At 43.8% G+C, this 22,530-nt stretch carries 14 protein-coding genes; 6 read left to right on the forward strand and 8 right to left on the reverse strand.

Features of this window, described 5'->3' with window-relative positions; all coding sequences use genetic code 11:
• Window positions 1–183 precede the first annotated feature (183 nt).
• A complete protein-coding gene (locus IQ264_RS06385) occupies window positions 184–585 on the reverse strand; it encodes an ExbD/TolR family protein (protein WP_193979712.1) in 402 nt (133 codons plus the stop codon).
• Entirely contained in the window at window positions 572–1,222 is a 651-nt protein-coding gene (locus tag IQ264_RS06390) for a MotA/TolQ/ExbB proton channel family protein (RefSeq protein ID WP_193979714.1), read from the reverse strand. Before IQ264_RS06390 ends, IQ264_RS06385 begins: the two co-directional genes overlap by 14 nt.
• Window positions 1,223–1,574: 352 nt before the next feature.
• Here IQ264_RS06390 and IQ264_RS06395 point away from each other — a divergent pair, with 352 nt between their 5' ends.
• From IQ264_RS06395 to IQ264_RS06410, 4 genes are all read left to right on the forward strand, one after another.
• On the forward strand, window positions 1,575–3,236 hold the full coding sequence (locus IQ264_RS06395) for an energy transducer TonB (RefSeq protein WP_193979716.1): 1,662 nt from the start codon (window positions 1,575–1,577) through the stop codon (window positions 3,234–3,236).
• A gap of 7 nt (window positions 3,237–3,243) precedes the next feature.
• Window positions 3,244–4,290: an MORN repeat-containing protein gene (locus tag IQ264_RS06400; protein ID WP_193979718.1), complete on the forward strand. Its 1,047-nt coding sequence runs from the start codon at window positions 3,244–3,246 to the stop codon at window positions 4,288–4,290.
• A 221-nt stretch (window positions 4,291–4,511) separates the two neighbouring features.
• Window positions 4,512–6,275 carry a Rieske (2Fe-2S) protein gene (locus IQ264_RS06405; protein WP_193979720.1) on the forward strand — a complete coding sequence of 588 codons (1,764 nt, stop codon included), beginning with the start codon at window positions 4,512–4,514 and terminating at the stop codon, window positions 6,273–6,275.
• Window positions 6,268–6,801 carry a protein-tyrosine phosphatase family protein gene (locus tag IQ264_RS06410; protein WP_193979722.1) on the forward strand — a complete coding sequence of 178 codons (534 nt, stop codon included), beginning with the start codon at window positions 6,268–6,270 and terminating at the stop codon, window positions 6,799–6,801. Before IQ264_RS06405 ends, IQ264_RS06410 begins: the two co-directional genes overlap by 8 nt.
• Before the next feature lie 148 nt (window positions 6,802–6,949).
• Here the strand turns inward: IQ264_RS06410 and IQ264_RS06415 are convergent, their stop codons facing one another.
• A complete protein-coding gene (locus IQ264_RS06415) occupies window positions 6,950–7,609 on the reverse strand; it encodes a helix-turn-helix transcriptional regulator (RefSeq protein ID WP_193979723.1) in 660 nt (219 codons plus the stop codon).
• Between the two features lie 75 nt (window positions 7,610–7,684).
• On the opposite strand from IQ264_RS06415, the gene IQ264_RS06420 reads away from it, so the two are divergent.
• Together IQ264_RS06420 and topA are read left to right on the forward strand one after the other, a co-directional pair.
• On the forward strand, window positions 7,685–8,149 hold the full coding sequence (locus IQ264_RS06420; protein ID WP_193979725.1) for a cupin domain-containing protein: 465 nt from the start codon (window positions 7,685–7,687) through the stop codon (window positions 8,147–8,149).
• A 241-nt stretch (window positions 8,150–8,390) separates the two neighbouring features.
• Window positions 8,391–10,658 (forward strand): type I DNA topoisomerase, encoded by a 2,268-nt coding sequence (gene topA / locus IQ264_RS06425; RefSeq protein ID WP_193979726.1) that lies wholly within the window; start codon window positions 8,391–8,393, stop codon window positions 10,656–10,658.
• A 45-nt stretch (window positions 10,659–10,703) separates the two neighbouring features.
• On the opposite strand, the gene IQ264_RS06430 is transcribed toward topA, so the two are convergent.
• The 5 genes from IQ264_RS06430 to IQ264_RS06450 all read right to left on the reverse strand — a co-directional run bounded on the left by IQ264_RS06430 (window position 10,704) and on the right by IQ264_RS06450 (window position 22,517).
• On the reverse strand, window positions 10,704–15,074 hold the full coding sequence (locus tag IQ264_RS06430) for an eIF2A-related protein (protein ID WP_193979728.1): 4,371 nt from the start codon (window positions 15,072–15,074) through the stop codon (window positions 10,704–10,706).
• Window positions 15,075–15,093: 19 nt separating this feature from the next.
• Window positions 15,094–18,678 carry a caspase family protein gene (locus IQ264_RS06435; RefSeq protein ID WP_193979729.1) on the reverse strand — a complete coding sequence of 1,195 codons (3,585 nt, stop codon included), beginning with the start codon at window positions 18,676–18,678 and terminating at the stop codon, window positions 15,094–15,096.
• Between the two features lie 616 nt (window positions 18,679–19,294).
• Window positions 19,295–20,209 (reverse strand): hypothetical protein, encoded by a 915-nt coding sequence (locus tag IQ264_RS06440; RefSeq protein WP_193979731.1) that lies wholly within the window; start codon window positions 20,207–20,209, stop codon window positions 19,295–19,297.
• An 80-nt stretch (window positions 20,210–20,289) separates the two neighbouring features.
• Window positions 20,290–20,892, reverse strand: coding sequence for a DUF1517 domain-containing protein (locus IQ264_RS06445; protein WP_193979733.1), 603 nt, complete (start codon window positions 20,890–20,892; stop codon window positions 20,290–20,292).
• Window positions 20,893–20,960: 68 nt separating this feature from the next.
• The gene (locus IQ264_RS06450) at window positions 20,961–22,517 is read right to left on the reverse strand and encodes a pentapeptide repeat-containing protein (RefSeq protein ID WP_193979735.1); all 1,557 of its coding nucleotides are present in this window, start codon (window positions 22,515–22,517) and stop codon (window positions 20,961–20,963) included.
• Window positions 22,518–22,530: the final 13 nt, after the last annotated feature.

A 22,530-nucleotide genomic window follows, 5' to 3' on the forward strand; every position in this document is an offset into this window, starting at 1 on the left:
GAGATGGGGAGATGGGGAGATGGGGACAAGGACACAAGGGGACAAGGACACAAGGGTAATAACCTTTCACTTTTCCCCTTTCTTTGCTTGGAGCCTTTCTTGCCTTTCTTGCCTTTTTTCCTTCTGCCTTTCTTGCCTTTCTTCCCTTGGAGCCTCTCAGGAGTTTCAATTATTTATTTGTAATCATTGTTTTTGAGTAGCGATCGCTAATTTAGCACCTTTAACTCGACGTAATTTATCCATTACTTCTACTACACGACCGTGCTGCACTACTTTATCTGCATTTAAAATTACCAAGGATTCCGTGTTGGGAGGAATTTTGGCTGTTACTTCAGCTTCTAGCTTTTCTAATTGAATTGGTTGGCGATCGAGAGCGATCGCACCATCAGGTAAAATCGATACATTAATTTGTTCTGTCTTTTGTGGTTGTGCTGTGGAAGCTTGGGGTAAATTTACAGGCAAACCTTCAGAACGAATTAAAGACAAAGAAGAAACAACAAAATAAGCCAAAACACAAAATATTACATCAATCATCGACGTAACATTAATTACCACATTTTTTTCCGATTCATCAGGTAGACGCATAAGATTTTTTTCCTTGTTCGTACTGACGACGATATAACAATTCCAATTGACCACCGTATTCTTGAATCATTGCCAATTGTTTTATGTAAAAACTGCGAAATGTATTAGCAAACATTAGTGTAGCAATTGCCACCACTAATCCCATAACAGTAGAAATCAAAGCTTCACTAATACCACCAGTTACACCTTTAGCTTGAGTTCCCCCTACATCACCAAGTCTTAAAGAAGAAAAAGCAGTCATTAAGCCTAAGACAGTTCCCAATAAACCTAATAAAGGAGATAAGGCAATAATGGTTTCAAAACCATTATTAAATCGCTTTAAAGTCGGAATTTCTGCCTGTGCCGCACTTTCTAAAGCTAAGCGAAATTCTTCTGGATTAGGAGAATCTAATTCTAAGGCTTCGAGAAATATTCGCGCCAACGGTAAATCGGCGTTTTGCTTGAGTAAATTGATTGATGTACTCGGCTTTAGTGGATAAAGTTTCAAAAACTCTCGTATTACTCGACTCTGACGACGACGCACCTGGTACCAAAACAAACAGCGTTCTATAACCATTGCGATCCCGAATATCGAAAATGCTAATAATGGCCAAGAGACAATACCGCCAGCCAAGAAATACTCAACTGCTACTTTCATACTCTTTTTTCAACCTTTGCTCAGAAGTATTGTAGCGGAATAAATTAAAAATATTCGCAATAAAGATAATAGCTTAAAACAAAAAAATTGCAATAGGGAACTTCTAACTAAAAATTTTCCAGGGTTTTTTCGGGAAATAATCAGGGTTAAATGCTTCTATTGCGCGAACAGAGGCAGTTTCAAGTTCATTTTTACTGGGATTGACATTTGTACGCGATCGTTCTAAGTTATCCAAATAAGTGAAAATAATTTTCAACTAAGAGCAACAAAGCCGGGACTGCCGAAAGCGATCGCACAAAGCGCCTGTTTGTTGCCAATAACTAATGTGCATTTTGGGGAAGAAGTTTAGGGCATGAGCATTTCCAGCTTTTGTTTAGAACAGCGAGAGAAAGAGAAAGCAGCATTTAAAAGCATTTTGGCTTACAGCATAGCAGGCTCAACAGTATTGCATATTGTTTTAGCTTTCGGCTTTGCCCTATTGTTGCCAAAAGAACCCTCATTGGCAGAAGATCCAATAGAAGTAGTAGTTTTGGATACACCAGAACCCGAAGTTCAAAAGCTGGAAGTAAAAATCCCAAAACCCACCCCGCAACCAGTAGTTACGCCGACACCAGAAAAAATCATTCCCACTCCAACTCCAGAACCAATTCCTACACCAACTCCAGAACCAATTCCCACCCCAAAAGTGGAACTACCAAAACCTTTAGAAAAACCTGTTGAACCAGAGGAAGTAAAGGAAGCAGAACCAATAAAAACTCCCGATATAGCAGAACCAGAAAAAGTTGCAGAAACATTACCACCGCCAAAAATTTCCGAAACAGTGAGAGAAGATTTGCAAAAACCAGATCCACCTCTGACAAAACCGAAAACAGAAACAGCTAATACTCCCCAACCTTTGCAAACCCCTTTAGCAAGGGCGAGGGATTTTAAAGATCGGTTGGCCCAAACGCAACAACCTGTTGAGAAGGAAAGCAGAACTGAGGAAACGCCTCAATTACCAAGAGGATTGAATGCAAATCAACAACCGCTTGTGGATAATTCCAGAGTTACGAGTCAACCACTAGAATCATCGGTAGCAGGGAATCGGGAATTCCGTGATAGGGCTAACGCCACGCTGCGCGATCGCATTGCTGCTAATAACAACTCGACATCTGGAACAACTCCTGGTGATGATAATTCCCTAATGAATCCGGGAATCCCAGGAGAAGTAAGCACAAATCGAGAAAATATTACTAATAAACCAACAGCAACCAGTCAACCTTTACTAACTTCTACAAATGGCGATCGGAAATTTAGAGACAGTATTGCTAATAGTAATAATTCTCCACCAACTACTAATCCGGGGAGTGATATTTCAAATGGAACTCCTGGAATTCCGGGACAAGTAACAGCAAATAATCAACGCCCAAACAATCGACCTGTAGGTGGAAATCAACCACTGCAAACTGCTACTAATAACCGAGGATTTAGAAACAGTTTTAGTAATAACGATTCTAGTAATAACTTTGGATCTCCTTCCGGTACAAGTAATCCTCAAACTTCTCCGACAACACCTGGAACTTCAACAGGGGTAGCAGTCAATCAGCCACCTGCTAGAAGTAATAGACAAGAAGGGGATAATTCAGGCGGAAATCGTAGAACAGCGAGAAGAAGTGGAAGAGGTGGAGGATTGCGCTGTGTTAGTCAATGCAATCCTGATTATCCGCCAGATGTGGAAAATTTGGAAGGTAGACCAGTAGTTCAATTTGTAGTTGAAGCAGATGGTAGCACAGCCGATCCACAAGTTGCTGAATCTAGCGGTAATAGCAGATTAGATCGAGCAGCTGTGGAAGCAGTACAAAAAATGCGATTTGCCCCTCCAGATGAAGGACGGAGAACTGTAAAATTAGCAATTAATTTTGCTACAAGTGGTTCTGATTTTGAACGCCAAGCGCGTCAACGTCGAGAACAAAATGAGCGTCAGCGGCGAGAAAGAGAAAGCCAACGCCAGGAAAATTTAGGTCTAGAAAATTAGTGTTTTTATGCTGAAATTAACATCACAATTTGGAATTGGATTCCTCACAATTTGCGCTGTAATTACTTCTCCTTTTCTTGTAGAAGCTGCTGTCATTAATTTACCTGATGGTGGTCGTTGTGAAGGAGAAGTTAGCAATGGTCAACTGAATGGGAAGAGTGTTTGTCAGTATGCGAATGGCGATCGCTACGAAGGCAATTACACTAACGGTAAAAAAGAAGGCACAGGAGTTTATACTTTTGCGGATAAAAGCCGTTATACCGGGGAATTTAAAGACAATCAAATTAATGGGAAAGGAGTTTGGGAATATCCAGATGGCGATCGCTACGAAGGCCAATTTAGCAATGGACAACCAAATGGTACTGGAGTTTATATTACCGCTAGTGGCGGTCGTTACGAAGGAGAATTTAAAGATGGCACACCTAATGGTAAAGGGACTTACACTTTTGCCAATGGCAATAAATGTTCGGGAAATGTTACTAACGGTCAAATTAGCGGTACTGGTAACTGTGTTTATGCCAATGGCAACCGTTACGAAGGTGAGTTAAGTAATAATCAACCCAGTGGTAAAGGTGTTTATACTTTTGCCGATAGTGGTAGTTATAAAGGCGAATTTAGTAATGGTCAATTTAACGGGGTTGGAGTAAGAGAATATCCGAATGGGAATCGTTACGAAGGCAGTTTTCGCAATGGTAAACCCGAAGGGCAGGGAAGTTTGACTATAGCCAAAGAAGGAACTTATAAAGGAGAATTTAAAGACGGGCAATTTAATGGAAAAGGAGTGTTTACCTTTGCGAATAATAACCGTTATGAAGGTGATTTTCAACAAGGGAAGTTTCAAGGTAGGGGAGTTTATGTGTTTGCGAATGGCGATCGATGTGAGGGAGAATTTAGTGCTGGGAATTTGAATGGTAAAGCTGTTTGTAAATACGCTAATGGCGACAGTTACGATGGAGAATTTCGTAATGGAGATAAGCACGGCAAAGGGATTTATACTTATGCTGATGGTACTAAGTTACAAGGTAGTTGGCAGGAAGGGAAGTTTCAGAATTAAAAGGTTTTTTTGAACCGGAAAAAATCAGCGATTATCCAAATTCTCTATAAAGATGCGCTGTACGGAACCCCACCCCAAACCCCTCCCCGTAGACGGGGAGGGGCAATGACTAAACGCAATTTTACAGAGAATTGGTATTAGCTAATAAACTGGAAAAAGTTTCCTTTACAAACTGGGTCAACTTGCTTAGGATAGTTTCTAAAGGAAGTTCTTTAAAAACTATGACTAACATTTCAGTGCAACCAAAATCCCTGGTGCGTGCTGCTTATGTGGCAGAACTCCAGGAGAAAGGGCAATTACTCGTTCGCTTGAACCAACAGACTATTGCGCTGTTTTACAGTAACGATCGCGTTTATGCGATCGACAACCGTTGTCCGCACATGGGTTTTCCTCTGCATGGCAGCGTGTGTAAAGATGGCATTGTCACCTGTCCTTGGCATTACGCTCGTTTCGACTTGGCAAGCGGGGGTACTTTTGATTCTTGGGCTGATGATGTGCGATCGTTCCCAGTACAAATCGAAAACGGGGAAATTTGGATTGATGTCGCACCGCAAGTCGATCCAGAAATTCATCAGCAACAGCGATTACTTGATGGATTGGAGCAAGGAATCTCGCTGGTGATTGCGAAGTCAGCGATCGCTCTTTTAGACTTGGGTGTAGAACCAACCCAACCGTTTCAGGTCGGTTTAGCCTTTGGTACTCGTTATCACAAAGCTGGATGGGATACCGGATTGACTATGCTTACCTGCATGATGAATATCATGCCCTATTTGGAAGAGAGCGATCGCCCCCGTGCTTTGTATCAAGGATTGTCTGCTGTGGCACGAGACTCTGCCGAAGCACCACCTCATTTTCGCGTACATCCTTTACCTACGGCTAATCTTGACTTTCCTACCTTAAAAGCTTGGTTTCGTCAGTTTATTGAACAACGCGACAATGAAGCCGCAGAACGTTGTTTAATGACAGCTGTGCGATCGGGAATCAGCCGAACTCAGATTGCCTCCATGTTATTTGCGGCTGCAACTGACCATCGTTATCTTGATGTTGGTCACGTTCTCGATTTTATTAATAAGGCTTTGGAAGCATTGGATGCGATCGATTGGCAAGAAGCTGAACCTGTACTAGCAAGCTTGGTGGTTCCTTTGGCAAGTGCTACACGCATGGAAGAATCAAGTTCTTGGCGTTATCCAGTGGATTTGGTTGCCATTCTTTTAGCTGCATTTGAACAATTACCTGCGGCGCTAGAATCTGGGCAATCGCAACGAGGACAATGGGTTCAACCTCCAGAGTTGCTAACCGTTTTGTTGGGTGATGATGCACAAGCGATCGCAGATAGTTTGTTGAATGCGTTGCAGTCAGGTTGCACTGAAGTACAATTAGCCCAAATCGTTGCTTATGCTGCGGCGCTGAGAGTGGCACGATTCAATACCAATAACGATCATGGTGATTGGAACAGCGCCCATCATCCTTTTACATTTGCTAATGCTGTGCAGCAAGGGATTCGACGAGTACCAACTCTTGAGCTTTTGCGGGGTGTATTCGATGCAGCAATGAGCGTATATCTGAATCGTTTTCTCAATGTACCACCTGCTCGATTACCGGAACCGAAGGATAATGTTACCGAAAAAGAATCATTACTCGATCGCTTACCAGAACTGCTCGATCGCCAACAGCAAGTTAACGAAACGGGGCGGTTGGTGGCACAATATCTTTACAGTGGTGGTAATCCAGAACGCTTGATGGCGATGCTGGCAAAACTGATGTTGCGGGAGAATCGAGATTTTCATGTGATTCAATCGATCGAAGCAGCATTTCGTTTGTATAATCAGTTGTCTGAGACATTGGAAGGAGTGCCTGTGTTGGTAGCAACCGCGCGATATTTGGCGGCTCATGCTCCGACGATGCGTTCGCAAGAACAAACCTATCAGATGGCGTATCGACTGCATCGAGGCGATCGATTGTTTGAAGAATCAGAAGATGTATAAATTTGCAGCAGCCTGTAAAAATGAATCAATTGTTTTTGGGGCTTCCAGACCTGGATATTCTGAAAAGCAAATCAAAGCCTGGATTGAGTTTATGAAAAGCCAGGATATTCAACGAGTTTGTTGCTTATTAGCAGAAGAACAATTGATTCGTTATCCCAATTTATTAGATTCTTACAAGTTGGAGTTTGGTACTGAAAATGTTTGTTGGGCAGCGATCGTGGATTTTGAGATTTGCGATCTTGCTACCCTTCACAACCAGATTTTACCGTTTCTGTTCACGTCCGATCGATACCAACAAAAAACCGTTGTTCACTGTTCGGGCGGTATTGGAAGAACGGGACAGATTCTTGCTGCTTGGCTGATCGCTGGGCGGAGTTTATCCCAGAAGGAAGCGATCGCGGCAGTGAGGCGAACGGGCAGAAATCCCTTTGAAGCCGTGATTGTTGCGCCCTTGCGCGGTAAAAATCCTCTTCGTGCATTAGCAAAACTAAATTACCTCTTGAATACTTGCCGCACTCATGAATGAGGTTAGGCAGAAGGCAGAAGGCAGAAGGCAGAAGGGAAAAACCGTAAAAACAAGGTTTCTGGCTTTTCATTTTGCCTTAACCGCCTTGGTGGTTAGCTTAAGATATTGGCTAAACTCGCCCCTAAAAACTCAAAACTTTTCCCAATCCCTAGTCCCCAAAAGAGCGAATTTGATAAGCACAGCGTCGTTCTCCAGCAATGATATGCTCAACACGCTCAATGTTGACTTCATCCCCTAGCACTGATTGAAAGGTTTCTAGTTCTTTGGCACACAGTCCCGTACAAGCGGTTGCAGCGGCGCAAATGGGACAGTGATTTTCTACTAACAAAAACGATCCATCTGGATTACTTTGTAATTGAGCCATGTAGCCTTCATTGCTGCGAATCTGGGCTAAGTTGTTCAATCGTTGCAATAACTTTCGCTTCCCTTTGAGTTGCTGAGTGTAACTTTCAATCTGTTGTCGAGTGCGAATTTCTAGCAAACGGTCTAATCCTGCTTCCCCAAAGGCTTCTTTCACTGAATTAAGTAGACTTAAGGTGAGTTCTGCGTATCCTTCTGGGAAAAAGCGTGAGGCTGATGCTGTCAACTGCCATAATTTCGCAGGCCGCCCCATTTGGCGGGGTTGTTCCTGATAGGTGACTAACTGTTCTTCCTGCAAGGCATAGAGATGCTGTCGCACTGCCATTGCCGTAATACCCAAGCGAGAAGCGAGGGTTTCGGCATCTAGGCTACCCTCTTGCTTTAACAACTGTACGATCGTCCGCCTTGTCCGAACTGCGGTTTCTTGAGGAAGTGTTTTCTTTGTCATATTTACAAACTAAAGAACTCTCTTTACAAAGTCAATGTCATACTTGCCAAACCCTTAAATTATCAGGAGATTTCTATGTCATTACCTTTGATCTTGCAACCTGGAGAAGGGCGCTCGGTGCAAATTCGCACTAGTACCTGCACGTTTAAAGCCACAGGCAAAGATACTCACGGACATTTTGGATTATTTGAGTTTGTCATGGAACCGGGAGCTAATGGAGCCAGTCCTCACATTCACAAAGAACTTACGGAAATGTTTTATGTAGTCGAAGGTGAGATTGAACTAGTTCTGGGCGAACGCCGCGTCGTTGCTCAACCAAAAGCCTTCATGCTGGTACCAGAGAATACGCCTCACGGGTTTTCTAATGTCGGACAAACCCAGGCTACCTTGTTGATTATGTTTTGTCCGGCGGATTCTCGCGAGCAGTATTTTGAGGGGTTGGCACAATTGACGAAAGATGGGCGACAACCTTCTCAGGAGGAACTACTCGATTTGATGCAACGCTTCGATCAATATCCGGTTCCTGAAACGAGTTCTTAGATTTTCCCTAACGTCATGAATTGAGATTGACTCGTTCCCAGGTTCAACCTGGAAACGAAAAACAGAGGCTCTGCCTCTACTTTTGTTAGCGTAGCGGAATGCGATCGCGTTCCTTAAATACAGATAAATTTCAATGTTTTTGTTGATAATTAGAGTATCAATCTGTTAAAATAAATATTGTTAAAATTTTCAAAAGATTACATAAATATTTAAAATTATTTAATAACAAATAGGTGCGGATATGACCAAACTGTTACTCATAGAATCACCAGGAAAAATCAAAAAATTAAGCCAAATTTTAGGTAATGGTTGGCTAGTTAAAGCTAGCATGGGTCATATCCGCGAATTAGCCTTAGATGGAGAAGACGCTTTAGGATTTGATTTAGAAGGCTCCCAAGTTCGTTGTCGCTATGAACCAAAAGCAGGTCGCGGTAGAAAAGTATTGAGCGAACTTCGTCAAGCAATCAAAGAAACCACAGATGTTTATATTGCCACAGATCCCGATCGCGAAGGCGAAACAATTGGCTGGCATTTAGCCCAAGAACTGCGATTAAAACAACCCAAAAGAGTTACTTATACCGAGATTACTAAAGCGGCGGTAATGAGTGCGATCGCCAATCCCAAAACCCTCGACCAAAACCTAATCGCCGCAGGTCGTGCTAGAGATTGTCTCGATAAATTAGTCGGTTACAAAGGTAGCAAACATTTAGTTTGGGCACTCAACAACGGTGCAAAATCAATGGGTCGAGTCCAAAGCGCCACCTTGCATCTTCTCTGTCAACGAGAAAAAGAAATTATCGCCTTTGTTCCTGAAGATTACTGGTCTGTTTGGGTAGAATACAAAGAAGGATTTAAAGCATTTTATCGAGCTAATCCGAACAAAACTAAACAAGAAAACCCTTCCGAAATAGATGATGCAGCAGCTAAAAGCGATTCTAAACCTGAATCCGATCGAGTAAAAACTCAAGCCGAAGCTGACAGATTAGTAGCCATTGCCAAAGCTAATCCCCATCAAGTAATTAATATTGAAAATAAAACCGTAAATCAATCACCTCCAGCTGCTTTTATTACCTCCACACTTCAACAAGCTGCTGGTGCCAAACTGCGGAAAAGTCCAGAGCAAACAATGAAAATTGCCCAGTCGCTTTATGAAGCAGGTTACATAACTTATATGCGAACTGACTCAGTAGCATTGTCCGACCAATTTTGTGCTGCTGTCCGGCAATATTTACAAGAAAATGACCCAGAAAATGTACCAGCATTTACTACAAAACATCGTTCTAAACAAAGCGCACAAGAAGCACATGAAGCCATTCGACCTACAGATGTTAACCGATTACCCGAACAATTACAAACTCAAATAGGTGCTGACGAAGCTGACCTTTACGAGTTAATTTGGAATCGTGCTGTTGCTTCCCAATGTCGTCCCGCACAAATAGCTAAAACGCGAATTATTACCCAGTCTGCTGAGATATTTTGGGAAGCAAGAGGACAAGTATTATTATTTGCTGGTTACACCAGATATTGGAATAATATTAGCGAGGATGTGCAACTACCAAATGTTGTCCAAGGACAAGCAGTTATACTGAAAAAAGCTGATTCAGAAAAGAAACAAACACAGCCACCACCTCGTTTTACCGAACCAAAATTAGTGCAATTAATGGAGCGAAAAGGTATCGGTAGACCTAGCACTTATTCTCCCACAATCAAAACCTTAAAAGAACGTGGATATGTACAATTATCTAAAAGTAAGGTGCAACCGACTCAATTAGGTATGGAGTTGGATGCTTTTTTAGAAACAGTTTTGCCAGATTTGATTACATCTGAATTTACAGCACAGATGGAAAAGCAACTAGATACGATCGCAGAAGGCAAACAAAACTGGGAACAATGGTTAACTACTTGGAATCGAGAATATTTTGAACCTGCATTAAAAAAAGCGATTCAAGCAGTAAAAGCAAATCCTAATAAATCGAATTCGACAGTATCTAAAAAGTCTAATCTTGAAACTGTAGACATTTTATGTCCCAAGTGTAGCAAACAGATGGTAAAAGTTCCATCCAAATCAGCGAAAGTAAAAGCAGGTCATTTTCTCAGTTGCGATAAACGTCAGGATGGATGTGGTGCAGTGATGTTTATGAATGAACGTAGCGGAAAATATGAATTACCTTATTCAGAACGTTCAACTAACACTGAGCCAGCAGAAAATTTAACCCAATTCTTTTGTCCAGTTTGTAATTCACCGTTGGAGAAGTACAACTATTCTGACAAAAAAACTGGTGAATCTAAAACAATGTTGAGATGTTCTAATGTGAAAAATAGGCAAAGTAGCTGTAAAGAAGTTGCTTTTTGGTGGACTTCTCAACAGCATTGGTGGTCAAAAGTACATGGTGAACTTGGAAAACAGAAATCTACAACACCTAGCACTAAAAAGAGTTCTAAAAAGCCTTTTAAACTTGCTGAAAAAGGGCGGAAAAGCCGGAACAGTAGGGACGATCGAGACAGATAAATACGACTTACGGATTGACAAAATAACTATATTGTGAATATATACTTATGGAAGAGCTACGCGATCGCACAGATGACGATCTTCTTCTGTATTCTTCAGATAACCGCGTACCCATTCGCACCCACGCTTCAATGCTATATCTTGATTCAATAACTCTAAGTTCCACAACAACACAGTTTTGTCATTACTAGCCGAAGCCAGCCACTTACCGTCGTGGCTCCAAGCTACACTCCTAACCGCACTGCTATGCCCCGTAAGTCTCATCACTTCCTCACCCTCAAGGTTCCAAACTTTAACAGTGCCACTATCACTACCCGAAGCCAACAGCTTACCGTCTGGCCTCCACGCAACGCTATAAACCCAGCCACCACCTTCATTGTGGAACGAGCTTTCCTCACGGTTCTCCAAATTCCAGAGTTTGATAGTGGTATTATCGTCGTCGTCGGTACTCCCCGAAACCAGGAACTTGCCATTGGGACTCCAAGCCACACTCCTCACCCGCTCTCTATGGTTTCCTAGCGGCTGTACCTTGCCGTTCGTTAAATTCCAGAGTTCGATCTGGTTCCTATTTCCCGACGAAGCCAACATCTTGCTGTCAGGACTGAAGCTGACGCTCCAAATTGGACTGTTGTGGCCTTCGAGTGGCCTGGGTTTGTTACTATCTTTGCTCCAAAGTTTGATGATACCGTCATCACTAGCTGAAGCTAGCAGTTTACCATCAGGGCTAAAGCTGACGCTTCTGACCGAATTACGCTCTGAGTACTTCCTGAGTTCCTTGCCGTTTACTGGATTCCAAAGTTTGACAGTTGTGTACTCCGTGTCCTCACTCCCTGTAGCCAGCATCTTGCCGTCGGGACTCCAAGCTATGCTATAAACCTTACCCGTATACTCTTCAATCGTCCTTAATTCCTTGCCCCCAAGATTCCAAAGTTTAACACTCTTGTCATCACTCCCCGAAGCCAGCATCTTGCTATTAGGGCTGAAGCTGACGCTCCTGACCACATCGCTATGCCCTGTAAGTATCTTGAGTTCCTCGCCTTCAAGCATCCAAAATTTGATCGTACCGTAAAGATTTCCCCAAGCTAGCATCTTGCCGTCGGGACTCCAAGCTATGCTTTCGACCCAGCTACTATTTTTAATCGTCCTGATTCGCGTGCCCTTAAGACTCCAGAGTATGACGGTTTTGTCAATACTCGCTGAAGCCATCATCTTGCCGTCGGGACTCCAAGCTACACCCCTGACCGAATCGCTATGCTGTTTGCGCGTCCAGAGTTCCTTACCATCCACCATACTCCAGAGTATGACGCTCTTGTCATCACTCCCCGAAATCAGCAACTTGCTATCAGGGCTGAAGCTGATGCTCGCGACTGCCTTGTTATGCCCTGTAAGCGTCTTAAGTTCCTTGCCATCTTGGTTCCAGAGTTCGATCGTCCCGTCATCACTTCCCGAAGCTAGCATCTTGCCATCGGGACTCCAAGCGACGCTATAAACGGCAGACCTATGTTCGAGCTTCTTGAGTTCCTTGCCATCTTGGTTCCAGAGTGTGATGGTGCCGTCATCACTTCCCGAAGCTAGCATCTTGCCATCGGGACTCCAAGCGACGCTATAAACGGCAGAGCTATGTTTAAGTGGCTTCTTCAATACCTCACTGCCGTCTTGGTTCCAAAGTTCGATCGTCCCGTCATCACTTCCCGAAGCTAGCATCTTGCCATCGGGACTCCAAGCGACGCTATAAACGGCAGAGCTATGTTTAAGTGGCTTCTTCAATACCTCACTGCCATCTTGGTTCCAAAGTTCGATCGTCCCGTCATAACTTCCCGAAGCCAGCATCTTGCCATCGGGACTCCAAGCGACGCTCCCGACTTTTTGATTATGCCCTTGCCATTGGTTGCGCTCTCTCACCCAGTAAACTGCCTGTTGTAGTGCAGTCAAAGCCTCAAACCTAGTTTTACTGTCTACCCCAATTACCCATTTCAGTTTTATTTCTGCTTTTAAAGCTTCTATCAAGGCATCCAACTTTTGGTCTGAGGCAAAGAGTTCTTTTGAAGTTGCAGTCAGGGTTTTAATTCGATCGACTTGGCTTCGATACCACTGATATCCTGCGAACATCAGGACGAGGGCGAACCCTGCCGTCACCAATCCAATTGTCCAGCGGCGGTTGTTACGTTGGCGCTGGAGGCTGCGCCGGACAAATTCAGTCTCTAATTTGTTGAACCAGTTATCGGTTGAATCTAGTATCTGCTGCAAGAAAGAAAGACGTGGATCGCCATCCCAAAGAAATTTTGCCTTTTGCTGTCTGTCCCAAAACTGCTTCCACCAATCGCGCGGATTTGCACTCCAATGAAACGTTGGCAATTGATGGCTGTTCCATTCCATAGCCGCAGGTGTTAGCCGTCGTTGCAGGATTAAATCTTCATGTTCCTGTTGTTTCCAAACCAGCAGCTTGTGCCATCCCCGTACTAAGGCATCATGGGCAGGCTCAACATAAAGGTTTCCCTCGCTATCTTGACCTTGGACTAGCAGGCGTGCGTCGGTAAATTGCTGAATTACTTTCTGTGCCCGCTGATTTTTGTCTGGAGGATACTTCAGTTCAGACAAAAGTACCTTTCTGCGAGCTAACTCACTGCCATCTACTGTTACCATCCGCAGCATTACATTCTTAACGGTAAGTTCATAAGCTCGATCGCGCTTTTTTAACTTCTCATATTCCAAGTCGGCTCTTTGCGTGAGGCTGCGCGTAACGCCACCCAATTCTTCGTAATCTGTTTTAGTAATGGCGCGATCGCTTCTTGTCCCCTGCTTAACACTGTCAATATACTTGAAGTAAAGTTCGCTCAGGGTGAACGATAGCAGAGGTAACGCCCCCGGCATCTGCATCACCTCATCAATTAACTTGTCTACCAGAGTAGGTGGCTCAAAATACATCACCTTGGCGGCGGCGGGTTCCACAATCACTTCCCGTAATTCTTCCCGCGTCATCGGCTTTACCATAAACCGAGCTGATGTCCAATACGGCTTCAAAGCCGTATCGCTCAATTGCGCTTCAAAGTCATTTCTTAGCGTCAGCACCAGACGAAACTGCTTTGGGCAAGCCGCGATTGCTTCTGCCAATCCACGCAAAAACTCCTCCCGCTCGGTTTGATTTCGGCATAACGTGATTAATTCTTCAAACTGGTCGATAAATAGCAGTAGTTTTGAGTTAGGGTTATTCTGACTCCACTGTGCCAATCTTGCTAGTAAGGTGTTTACTCCAGGTTCGGGAGCTTGGACATTGACAACTGGCAAGTTTTCCTTAACCAGCGTGTTGTTCAAAGCCCTGAAGGGTGATTCTTCAAGCCGGACGGGAGTTAGGATACGCCACTCTTGCGGATTTTTTTTCAATTGAGGAATCAATCCCGCTTTGACCAAACTCGACTTACCGGAACCGGAAGCACCTAGTACCACCGTTAATTGATTTTTCGTGACACATTTTTGCAGCTCGTCGGTCAAAGCTTTTCTGCCAAAAAACTTGTCTTTATCGTCTTCTTCAAATGAAGCTAATCCCTTGTACGGGTTGGTTTTTTCATCTAGCGCGGGGGCTTGTTCTAATTGACTGCGATCGAAACCGGGAAGGAGAAAAATGTACTCCCCTTTGTTATGCCGCTTGAGTTGACAAATTTCGGGGGTTTGTTTAGCGGTTATGTTCTTTCTTATATAGATATAGAGTTCAGTCGCAACGATCGCCCCATCTTTGGTAAAGTCGGGTTCTCCATTTAGTGCCTGAAACAGCAGGGAGGCAAAGGGAGAGTGTCCTTCACAATCTCCTCGCTGTCCAAAAGGATAGATGGAATCTGCGGCTTTCTCATCATAGGCGGCTGAGGTAATCACTTGCTGAGCGCAACCAGAGATGAAGCGATCGTAGCGTTCCCGATAGACTTTTTGCGATCGCACCATCTCTCTGTCTTGTCCTGCCCAACGGAATGTACCAGCAAAGCAGCAGTCAAGGATAATCAACAAATGACGGCACGGCAATTTAACTAGCGCATCGTGCAGTCGCTGCATGGAGAGCCAAGAGTCCCGATCCTGTCGAGCATCTTGGGGGACTATGAAGCCTACTGGTCCATCAGCATTGTCCAGTCCATCTGCGATGCCGTGTCCGGCAAAGTAGAACAACAGTCGCTCATCCGATTCTAAGTTGATTTTACTGCCATCAAGGAAAGCAAGTGTTTGCTCCTCAAAAGCTGCCAACAGAGCACTGAGTTTGTCCTTAGTTGCATCTTCATCTAACAGCCGTAGGACTTGGTATTGATAGTTCTTCTCTAAGATGTCGGCAAGTTTGTTGGCATCATTGACAGCGGTTTCCAGTTTCGGAATATTATTGTCGATATAGCGATCGATACCAATAACCACCGCAAGAGAGCGTTTAAACTCAGGCATAGATACAACTCCCTTCCCATCAACGGTTGGATGCAGGTGAGTTGGACGAGAGTGCTAGAGCCAGGGCTTCCAACCCTGCTTTACTTGTAAAGTAAGTGAGATGGTCGCAGGCCGTATCGGGTACTAAAATTTTGGGTGGAGGTATGCGGTTGTCACTGACCTTTTTGATGCTCTTTAGACTCACCGCAATGTCGTTAGGCTGCTGGAAGAAGGCTAAATCTACCACTTTATCCACTGCTTTATTAAAAAGCTTCTGCATCAGTCGCTGTAGTGGACTAGACTGCAACTGTGACTCGACCTGCATAGCGGCTGGAAGGATTGAGCGATCGCCTGCAATAATCGTATAGAAAACTTGAGGGTCTGGATTTTCGGCAATAGCTCTCAAGAAAGGAGAATTTGGCTGCATTTGTTCGAGCGAATAATCGTTCGCTTCCAGAAATCCCAATAAAAGGGCTACAACTTTCGTAGGCCAAACAGTGAACGAGAGTTGATTGAGTCCGATACCCAAAGCCATAAAAATCCAGTCTTGTACGGTGGGCCAAGGAGAACCCCCATTGGGCGTACCCAACATGACTAAATGTTGAACAACTCGATTTCCGCCTTCTTGTTCAATAAACCAGCGGGAAACCAACCCGCCCATTGAATGAGCGACAACGTGCAACTCTTTGCCGTGATTTGCTCCCAAACCGACTTCAGCGAGTCGTTTCCCCAAAAGTCGAGCATTTTCCTCAATGGTGGTTTTGATATTCTCGTAGTCGAAAGTTAGAACTACGTCATAGAGTTCCTCGATCGAATGCTGTTGCCCATCCACCTCAATTCTTGCTTGTCGGATACTAGGCACCATGCTTTCAGTATCGCCAATAATGCCATGAATGTAGAGGACAATTCGTTGGGATCGAGCAACCAATTCTTTTACCTTCTCCGGATCTTTTTCATAGATAACCGTCCCATCGTCTCTGACCTTGGCGGAGGCTAAAATCGGGTACTCGAACGAACCTCCTAGCGTTTCTTTCACTACTTTTTCCAAGAAAATTCGGATTGAACCTTGCAAGCTGCGGCTGCTAACAGTGGGTCTGGGCAACCGTTCCAGCTTTATCTCGGTTTTGCCGTTCTCTGTCTTTAGCCCTCTACCTAATGGCAAGAAAAACTCACCATCATAACCCAACGGTAAAAGGTACTCATTCTCCTCCAAAGCTGTATCAAATAGCACAGTTAGAGGCGTTTCTGGTGTCACAACCGTATAATCTTCTACATCGAATAACTCCAAGGCACTCAATCCAGGATCGCTGCCTCGACTAGTTGTGAATTGGAACGCTTGGGTTATATGAGGTTCTTGCCGCAGGATCGGAGGCAAAATTAGATTGCCTAAATCTCGACTTGCCTGTGGCTCGGTAGTTAGGCTCACTTTCGCTTGTAAACTTGGATGAGGTTGCACCTCGACTGCACCACCCAATAAACGAGTGCTATCATGCTGCCCAATTGTCCCAGCTGCCTGCGGTCTTAGGGTTTCAATGGTGACTATCTTAGTCATCCAATCATCCGTATTGCCTTTAGAGCTAGCTACCATTTCTCGGCTTTGTACCCGACTCATCAAGCTGTTGAGCGTACCTTGATACTGTAACTCATCAACTTCTAGGGATCGCTGCGGTTGAGTGGATCTAGGCAAGTCTAGTGCATCTTGTTCTAACAAACTGGCATTAAACTCGGTCGTGCTAACAATCAGCTTCAGCCTATCCTTACGCTCAGTGATGCCCTGTTCCCATAACTCATCAGGCACCACTGAATCGATGTAGGCTCCTTCAATAGTTTCTCCCGGTTGCAGCCGCACGCTAGTCGTATCTGGAAAGAAAGGAACAAACACAGCAAAACTCTCGGTTAGGTCTAATATATTGCAATAGAGAGTTTTCTTGCTATTGTTAGTTAGCCTGACATAGAAAGTAGGTGGAGTCCACGTACCATCATGATACTCGTACTCTAGGCGCATATCAGAGGCTTGTGTAGCAGTTGTCTTGGAGTTGTCGCCACTTGATGAAGAGGCAACACTTGTGTAATGGACAATCTCCATTTTGAGATCCTCTGGCTTAATCCGCGTCGTGGCTGGGCTTTCCAATTCCAGGGTGTTAGTCCAACGAGCGATATGTTCCAATCTTTGAATAATCTGCAAAGCGCGTTCTGGTGTGTAGCTGGCTCGATCGGGTTTTTCTGGAAGTGGTGCAACCAAAGGACGATTATCTGTAGGTAATGTGAGCCAGTATTGTCCATCGCGGGCTAGTAATTTGTAATCTGCATCGGCAGATTCATCGACTCGACGCACGTACAACGAAGGTTTTTCATTTTCTTGGGCTGTTAAAAGTGCTTGGTGCGCTAGCTCTACGCCTGTTTGTTCGCCCTGAAAATAAACTTTCAAAGGCTCTATTGGCAAGCTGGTTACAACTGCCCAGTAACTTTCATTTTCAGATAATTTGCGATCGCTACCCTCGATAATTTCCACTTTGCTGCGTTGTGGCAGCACTTGGGTAACTCGCGCTGGCAATACAGCTTCTCCTGGTTCGCGTAACTGTTCTGCGGTACTTTCAAGAGGATAGATTGCCAACAAGATATCTCCACTCGATTTAGGAATACCATGCAACGCCCCGCCATCGATCGCCCAACTCTTGTCTTTGCTGCTATAAGTTAAGGTGAAGTAGAAAGGACGTTCAGTAATTGCACCACCTAAAAAGGGTTGGTTTAATTCCTCCGAGTCAGTTGCTTCAACTTGAGGGGATTGGTCTTGGACTTTACCGCTTACCAACGCATTAATAGTTCTGGCTAAATCTTGATACGTTAAGCTACCATTGGTTCGCTGTAATGTTTCTAGAAGGAAGTAGGAAAAAGCACCTCGCGGTTGACCATCTTGTGCTTTATATTCCTTTGCTAGCTCGTAGTCTCGACAGGCAGAAAGCATAACGTGCCTTCCTTGAGGCAACACTATACCCGTAGTTTTCTTTTCCAGGTTAGAGGAAGACGTTAATAGTTTATCTAATGCTATTTTGTCTTGGGCAAAAATATAGCTGCTCAAAGGTCGTTCTCGCGAGTCTACAGGTGCACGACGTACTGTGACTTCGGTAGACAAATCTCTGGTTCCAGAACCGGAGTGGCAACAGTCCAAAATGATGACGACATGGGGATTGTTCTGTGCCACTTGAGAAATCAGGTAGGCTAATTCCTTATCTGCTAAATCTCGGCCATCTTCTACACGGCTGTCATAACAAACCAATGTTTCATTTAAGCGGTCTGGCTCTAAATGCCAAAATTCTTCTACTGCCTTCTCTTGAGCACCATGACCGGAGTAGTAGAAGAATATGACATCATCGCTATTAGCATTGCACAAATGCTGCTGAAAGCTGTTGATAATAGCTTGACGAGTTGCCTGTTCATTTTTAAGTATCCAGGGTACATTATTAGATTCTGCGAGTTTCCATTCACCCCCTTTAGTCCGCTCTTGGAGATATGCCTCTACCGCTTCAATGTCATTAACGCAACCTTTTAAAGGAGGAATGATGGGAACTGATGCTGGGTGATAGCTATCTATTGCTACCAGGAGTGCGTAGATGTTTTTAGTCATAGGATGTATCCTCAGTTCTTGTAGGAGTATCACCAACAGCGAACAGTGCGATCGCTCTGTGTCATTTAATCGCTATAACAACCTCATTAAGCAAGTCTATTCTTCCAAATGGAGACTGGATGACTCGGCTTAGATTCAAGGCAGAGAAATACTCAGTAGATGGCTTGTAGTTAAACAGCCACTCGTCAAACTCATAATCTCTAAAGTGATATCGCTTAAACTCTCCCGTAATTGTGCTGATAACGCCAGCTTATAATCTGATTACATCAAGCTTTTCTACCTTGTGGTTATATTTACAAATCTTCCCAAGGTTAGATGATTTTTGACTAACTACCGAAGTAAAGGTGAGCCTAGCTCCCTAAAGAGCTAGGCTCACAATAGCGTTTAATCTTTGAATTAGAGCAAGTTTTCTTTTTTCACAATGAAGTAGCTTTGGGGGGAGCAGGGGAGATAATGAAAATTCTACCCTTTAACCTTTCTTTCCTTGTGCCTTCTTATACCAATTCTCTATGAAGATGCGCTGCACGGAACCCCATCCCAAACCCCTCCCCGTAGACGGGAGGGGCAATGATTAAGCGCAATTTTACGGAGAATTGGTATTACTTCAAAAAGCCTTCTATCTTCTTCGGAAACCACCGCTGCGGCTACCGAAGCCGGAGGTACTGCGACTGCGCCCACCGCTGCCGAAGCTGGAGGTGCGATCGGAACTTGGCGCAGATCTACCTGATTGTCTCAGGGTACTCGAACCAAAACCGGAACCTGTGGCTCTTTGTCCGGGTGTGGTGCGGGTGGGGCTGTTGTATCTACTGCTACTCGAACCAGGATAATTTCTCAGGGCACCTGTGGTACGGATATAAGCTGGGCGATTTCTTACCGCCGCAGGTGGTTGGTTATACCGTTGTTGGTAGCTAGTGGCGGCTTGGCTGTAGGTATTACCATATCCACCGTAACCATTCATTACAGATATTCCGGGTTGATAAACTGGCGGTACATAGTATCTTGGCGCAAACAACATATTGCCGACTAAGTTCCCTGCTACTGCACCTGCAAAGGGTGCCCAGAAACCACCGCTTTCTTGACGAACGATTACAGTTTGGGGTTGTCCGGTTTGCGGATCGTTGCGGGTTTCGGTGACTGCGCGGATGTACTCTATTTTGAAGTCTTCTGGGATATGTAAGGATGTTTGACCGTTGTTTTCTACCTTGAGGTAACTCTTTTTGCCTGCGGAAACTTCCTCTGGTGTGAGTTGGGCCATTTGTAAGTCTGTGGTGCGGAAGTTGGCGGGTGTTCCCGGTGGTGTGTTGAGCAACATCAGGCTATATTCGCCGTTGGCATCGTTGTATCTTGCCTGTTGTACGGGGTATTCTCCAGCACTGATTTTAGAGGAAACGGTTCTGGTGGGGGCGCTCTGATTTCCTGTTGGTGTGTTGGAAACTGTGTTTCCACTGCCGCAAGCGACGGTTGTCCAACACAAGGTTAATGAGAGAAAGAGGACAGTGATTTTACGGAGTGTCGATCGATTGATATTCATGCTATTTTCAGGAACTTTGATTTGTGGTTAATCTCTCTCTAGAGCGTGGTAAAAATTTCTTCCGACTTTCAAATATATAACTATAGGGGGATGAGTTCTGGATAATATTCCAGTATTTGATCGTCGGTTAGTTCATCACCTAATTTTGCTGGCGACCAATGAACTTGGATGGCTCTGAGAGTTCTTTGATAATGTAAATTAATCAAGGCTTTTAAACCAGCTTTGAGAGCGTTAATATCGGCAAGATCTGTTTCTAATTGAGGCACTTCGCCTTCAAATGCTACTGTGATCATAACAATTAAGTTATGAGTGATTGGAATTGACAATGGTTCGGTTTCTCCTACCTCTTGACTAGTGTATGATTCACTTTTGTAACGTTGAGCCGAGTCGGTGAATAAAAAATTTACTTCATCGCCTGCTTCACCTTCGTCCCAAAATACGTTTCCTTCATTGGCTGCCGATCGCCAATATACGTCATTTCGTAATAGGCCAAGACAAATTTGTTCTAATCCTTCTCCCAATAGGTCGATCTCACCTTCTGCATCAATGGCTTCTCTACCAACTTGATTGAGTAGGCCAATTAATGGGGCAACTTCGTCTCCTGCTAAATGAATGAAAATTCTACAGACAACAAAGCGGGTGCGCCCTGTCATTTTGCTAAAGCGATCGCGCCAATTGCTCATCACTTCACCTCATCACTCCAGTGTCTTCCCGCTTATTTTAAATTATTTCCTCTCCTATTACTTCACTATTAGTTATGAGGAAAGTTTTTCACAAAATTCGATATTATACTAATTTCTGGTAAAGTGTATGTCACAGATTCGATCGCAGTAATTTCATCTGGATCGACAAAATTAGATGATTTTACCCAATGTTTGCCAAAGTGAGGATGATTATATAGTGGCAAAGTTTGATCGCTAGAATTAGATAAAACTGTTTGGGTAGGAGCTTGAAAAAATTTCAATTTTTTGGGAATATTTAAAGTTGGTTTCATTAATTTAATTTGGAATGTCTGGCTGACTTCTGCTGTCAAAAATTCAGCAATTTTTTGAATTTTTACTTTCTCTTTTGGTTTTAAAATATTAGAGTTGTCAGCTTGTAGTGTTTGCAAAAAGCGCACAATATTTTTCTGAGTTTCTTCACTATCTGCCAAAGGTAATATGGCTGCGAATGCAGCTGAAAATAATTGACTGTCGCTTTGCATTGCAAAGGTCAACATGGTGCGACGATGACTAACTTTAATGGTTGGTGGTTGGGATAATGGTGGATATTTTTGAGCTATTTTATAATAGGCGGTGGCTAAAAGTATGTGAGATTCATGGTCTAGGGGAGCGTCGATGATAATTTGAATTGTGGGTAATGTTTGATGAAAAAACTTTCTCACTTCATCGGGACTGAAGCGACAAATTTGTGTGCGATCGCCATCAGGACTCAAATCTAGCCACTCGCAAATTATCCCCTCAGTTTTTAACCCAAATCGAGAAACTGAATGCAGTTTTGCTCCCGTTAAATTGGCACCTGATAGATTAGCATCAGTCCAATCAGCGTACATTAATTTTGCTTCTCTTAAATCAGCATGAACAAAACTAGCATTATGTAAGTTAGCATTACTTAAATCTGCTCCAGTTAAGTTAGCACCACTTAATTTAGCATCACTTAAATCAGCCCAACGCAAATTTGCTCCGCGCAAATCCACCCAGCGCAAATTTGTGCCACTTAAATTCGCTCCACTCAGGTTACAAAAACTCAAATTTGCTTGTTTAAATTCCGCGTTTGTAGCATTAGCACTACTCAAATCGGCTCTACTTAAATCTGTACCTTGCAGATTTGCTCCTTCTAAATTGGCGGCGATTAAAGAAGCACCCCTCAAGTCAGCAGAACTGAAATTAGCCCGACTCAGGTTAGATTGCCTCAGTTTTGCTTCTCTGAGATTAGCATTGTTCAGGTTAGCGCCTGTCAGATTCGCTCTACTAAGTTCAGCCCGAATTAATTCGGCTCTAATTAAGGCAGCTTCTACTAATTCTGCATCGCCTAAATTAGCCAGAATTAGATTGGTAACGTTGAGAATAGCATGACTCAATTTAGCTTGAGATAAGTCTGCTCCACTGAGTCTGGCGACATTAAGTTTGGCATAGCTCAGGTCTGTTTTACTCAAATTTGCCCGACTGAGATTGGCTAAGCTTAAGTTTGCTCTAGTTAAATTTGCACCACTTAAGTTGACTCCGCTGAGTTGCGCTTCACTTATATTGATAGCCGCAAAGTTACGTTCTCCATTTGCATAGCTGCTAAGTAATTCTTCTATTTCCATCTGGCTACCTTGC

The sequence above is a fragment of the [Phormidium] sp. LEGE 05292 genome (genome assembly GCF_015207735.1).
In the GTDB taxonomy this organism is placed as follows: domain Bacteria; phylum Cyanobacteriota; class Cyanobacteriia; order Cyanobacteriales; family Aerosakkonemataceae; genus Floridanema.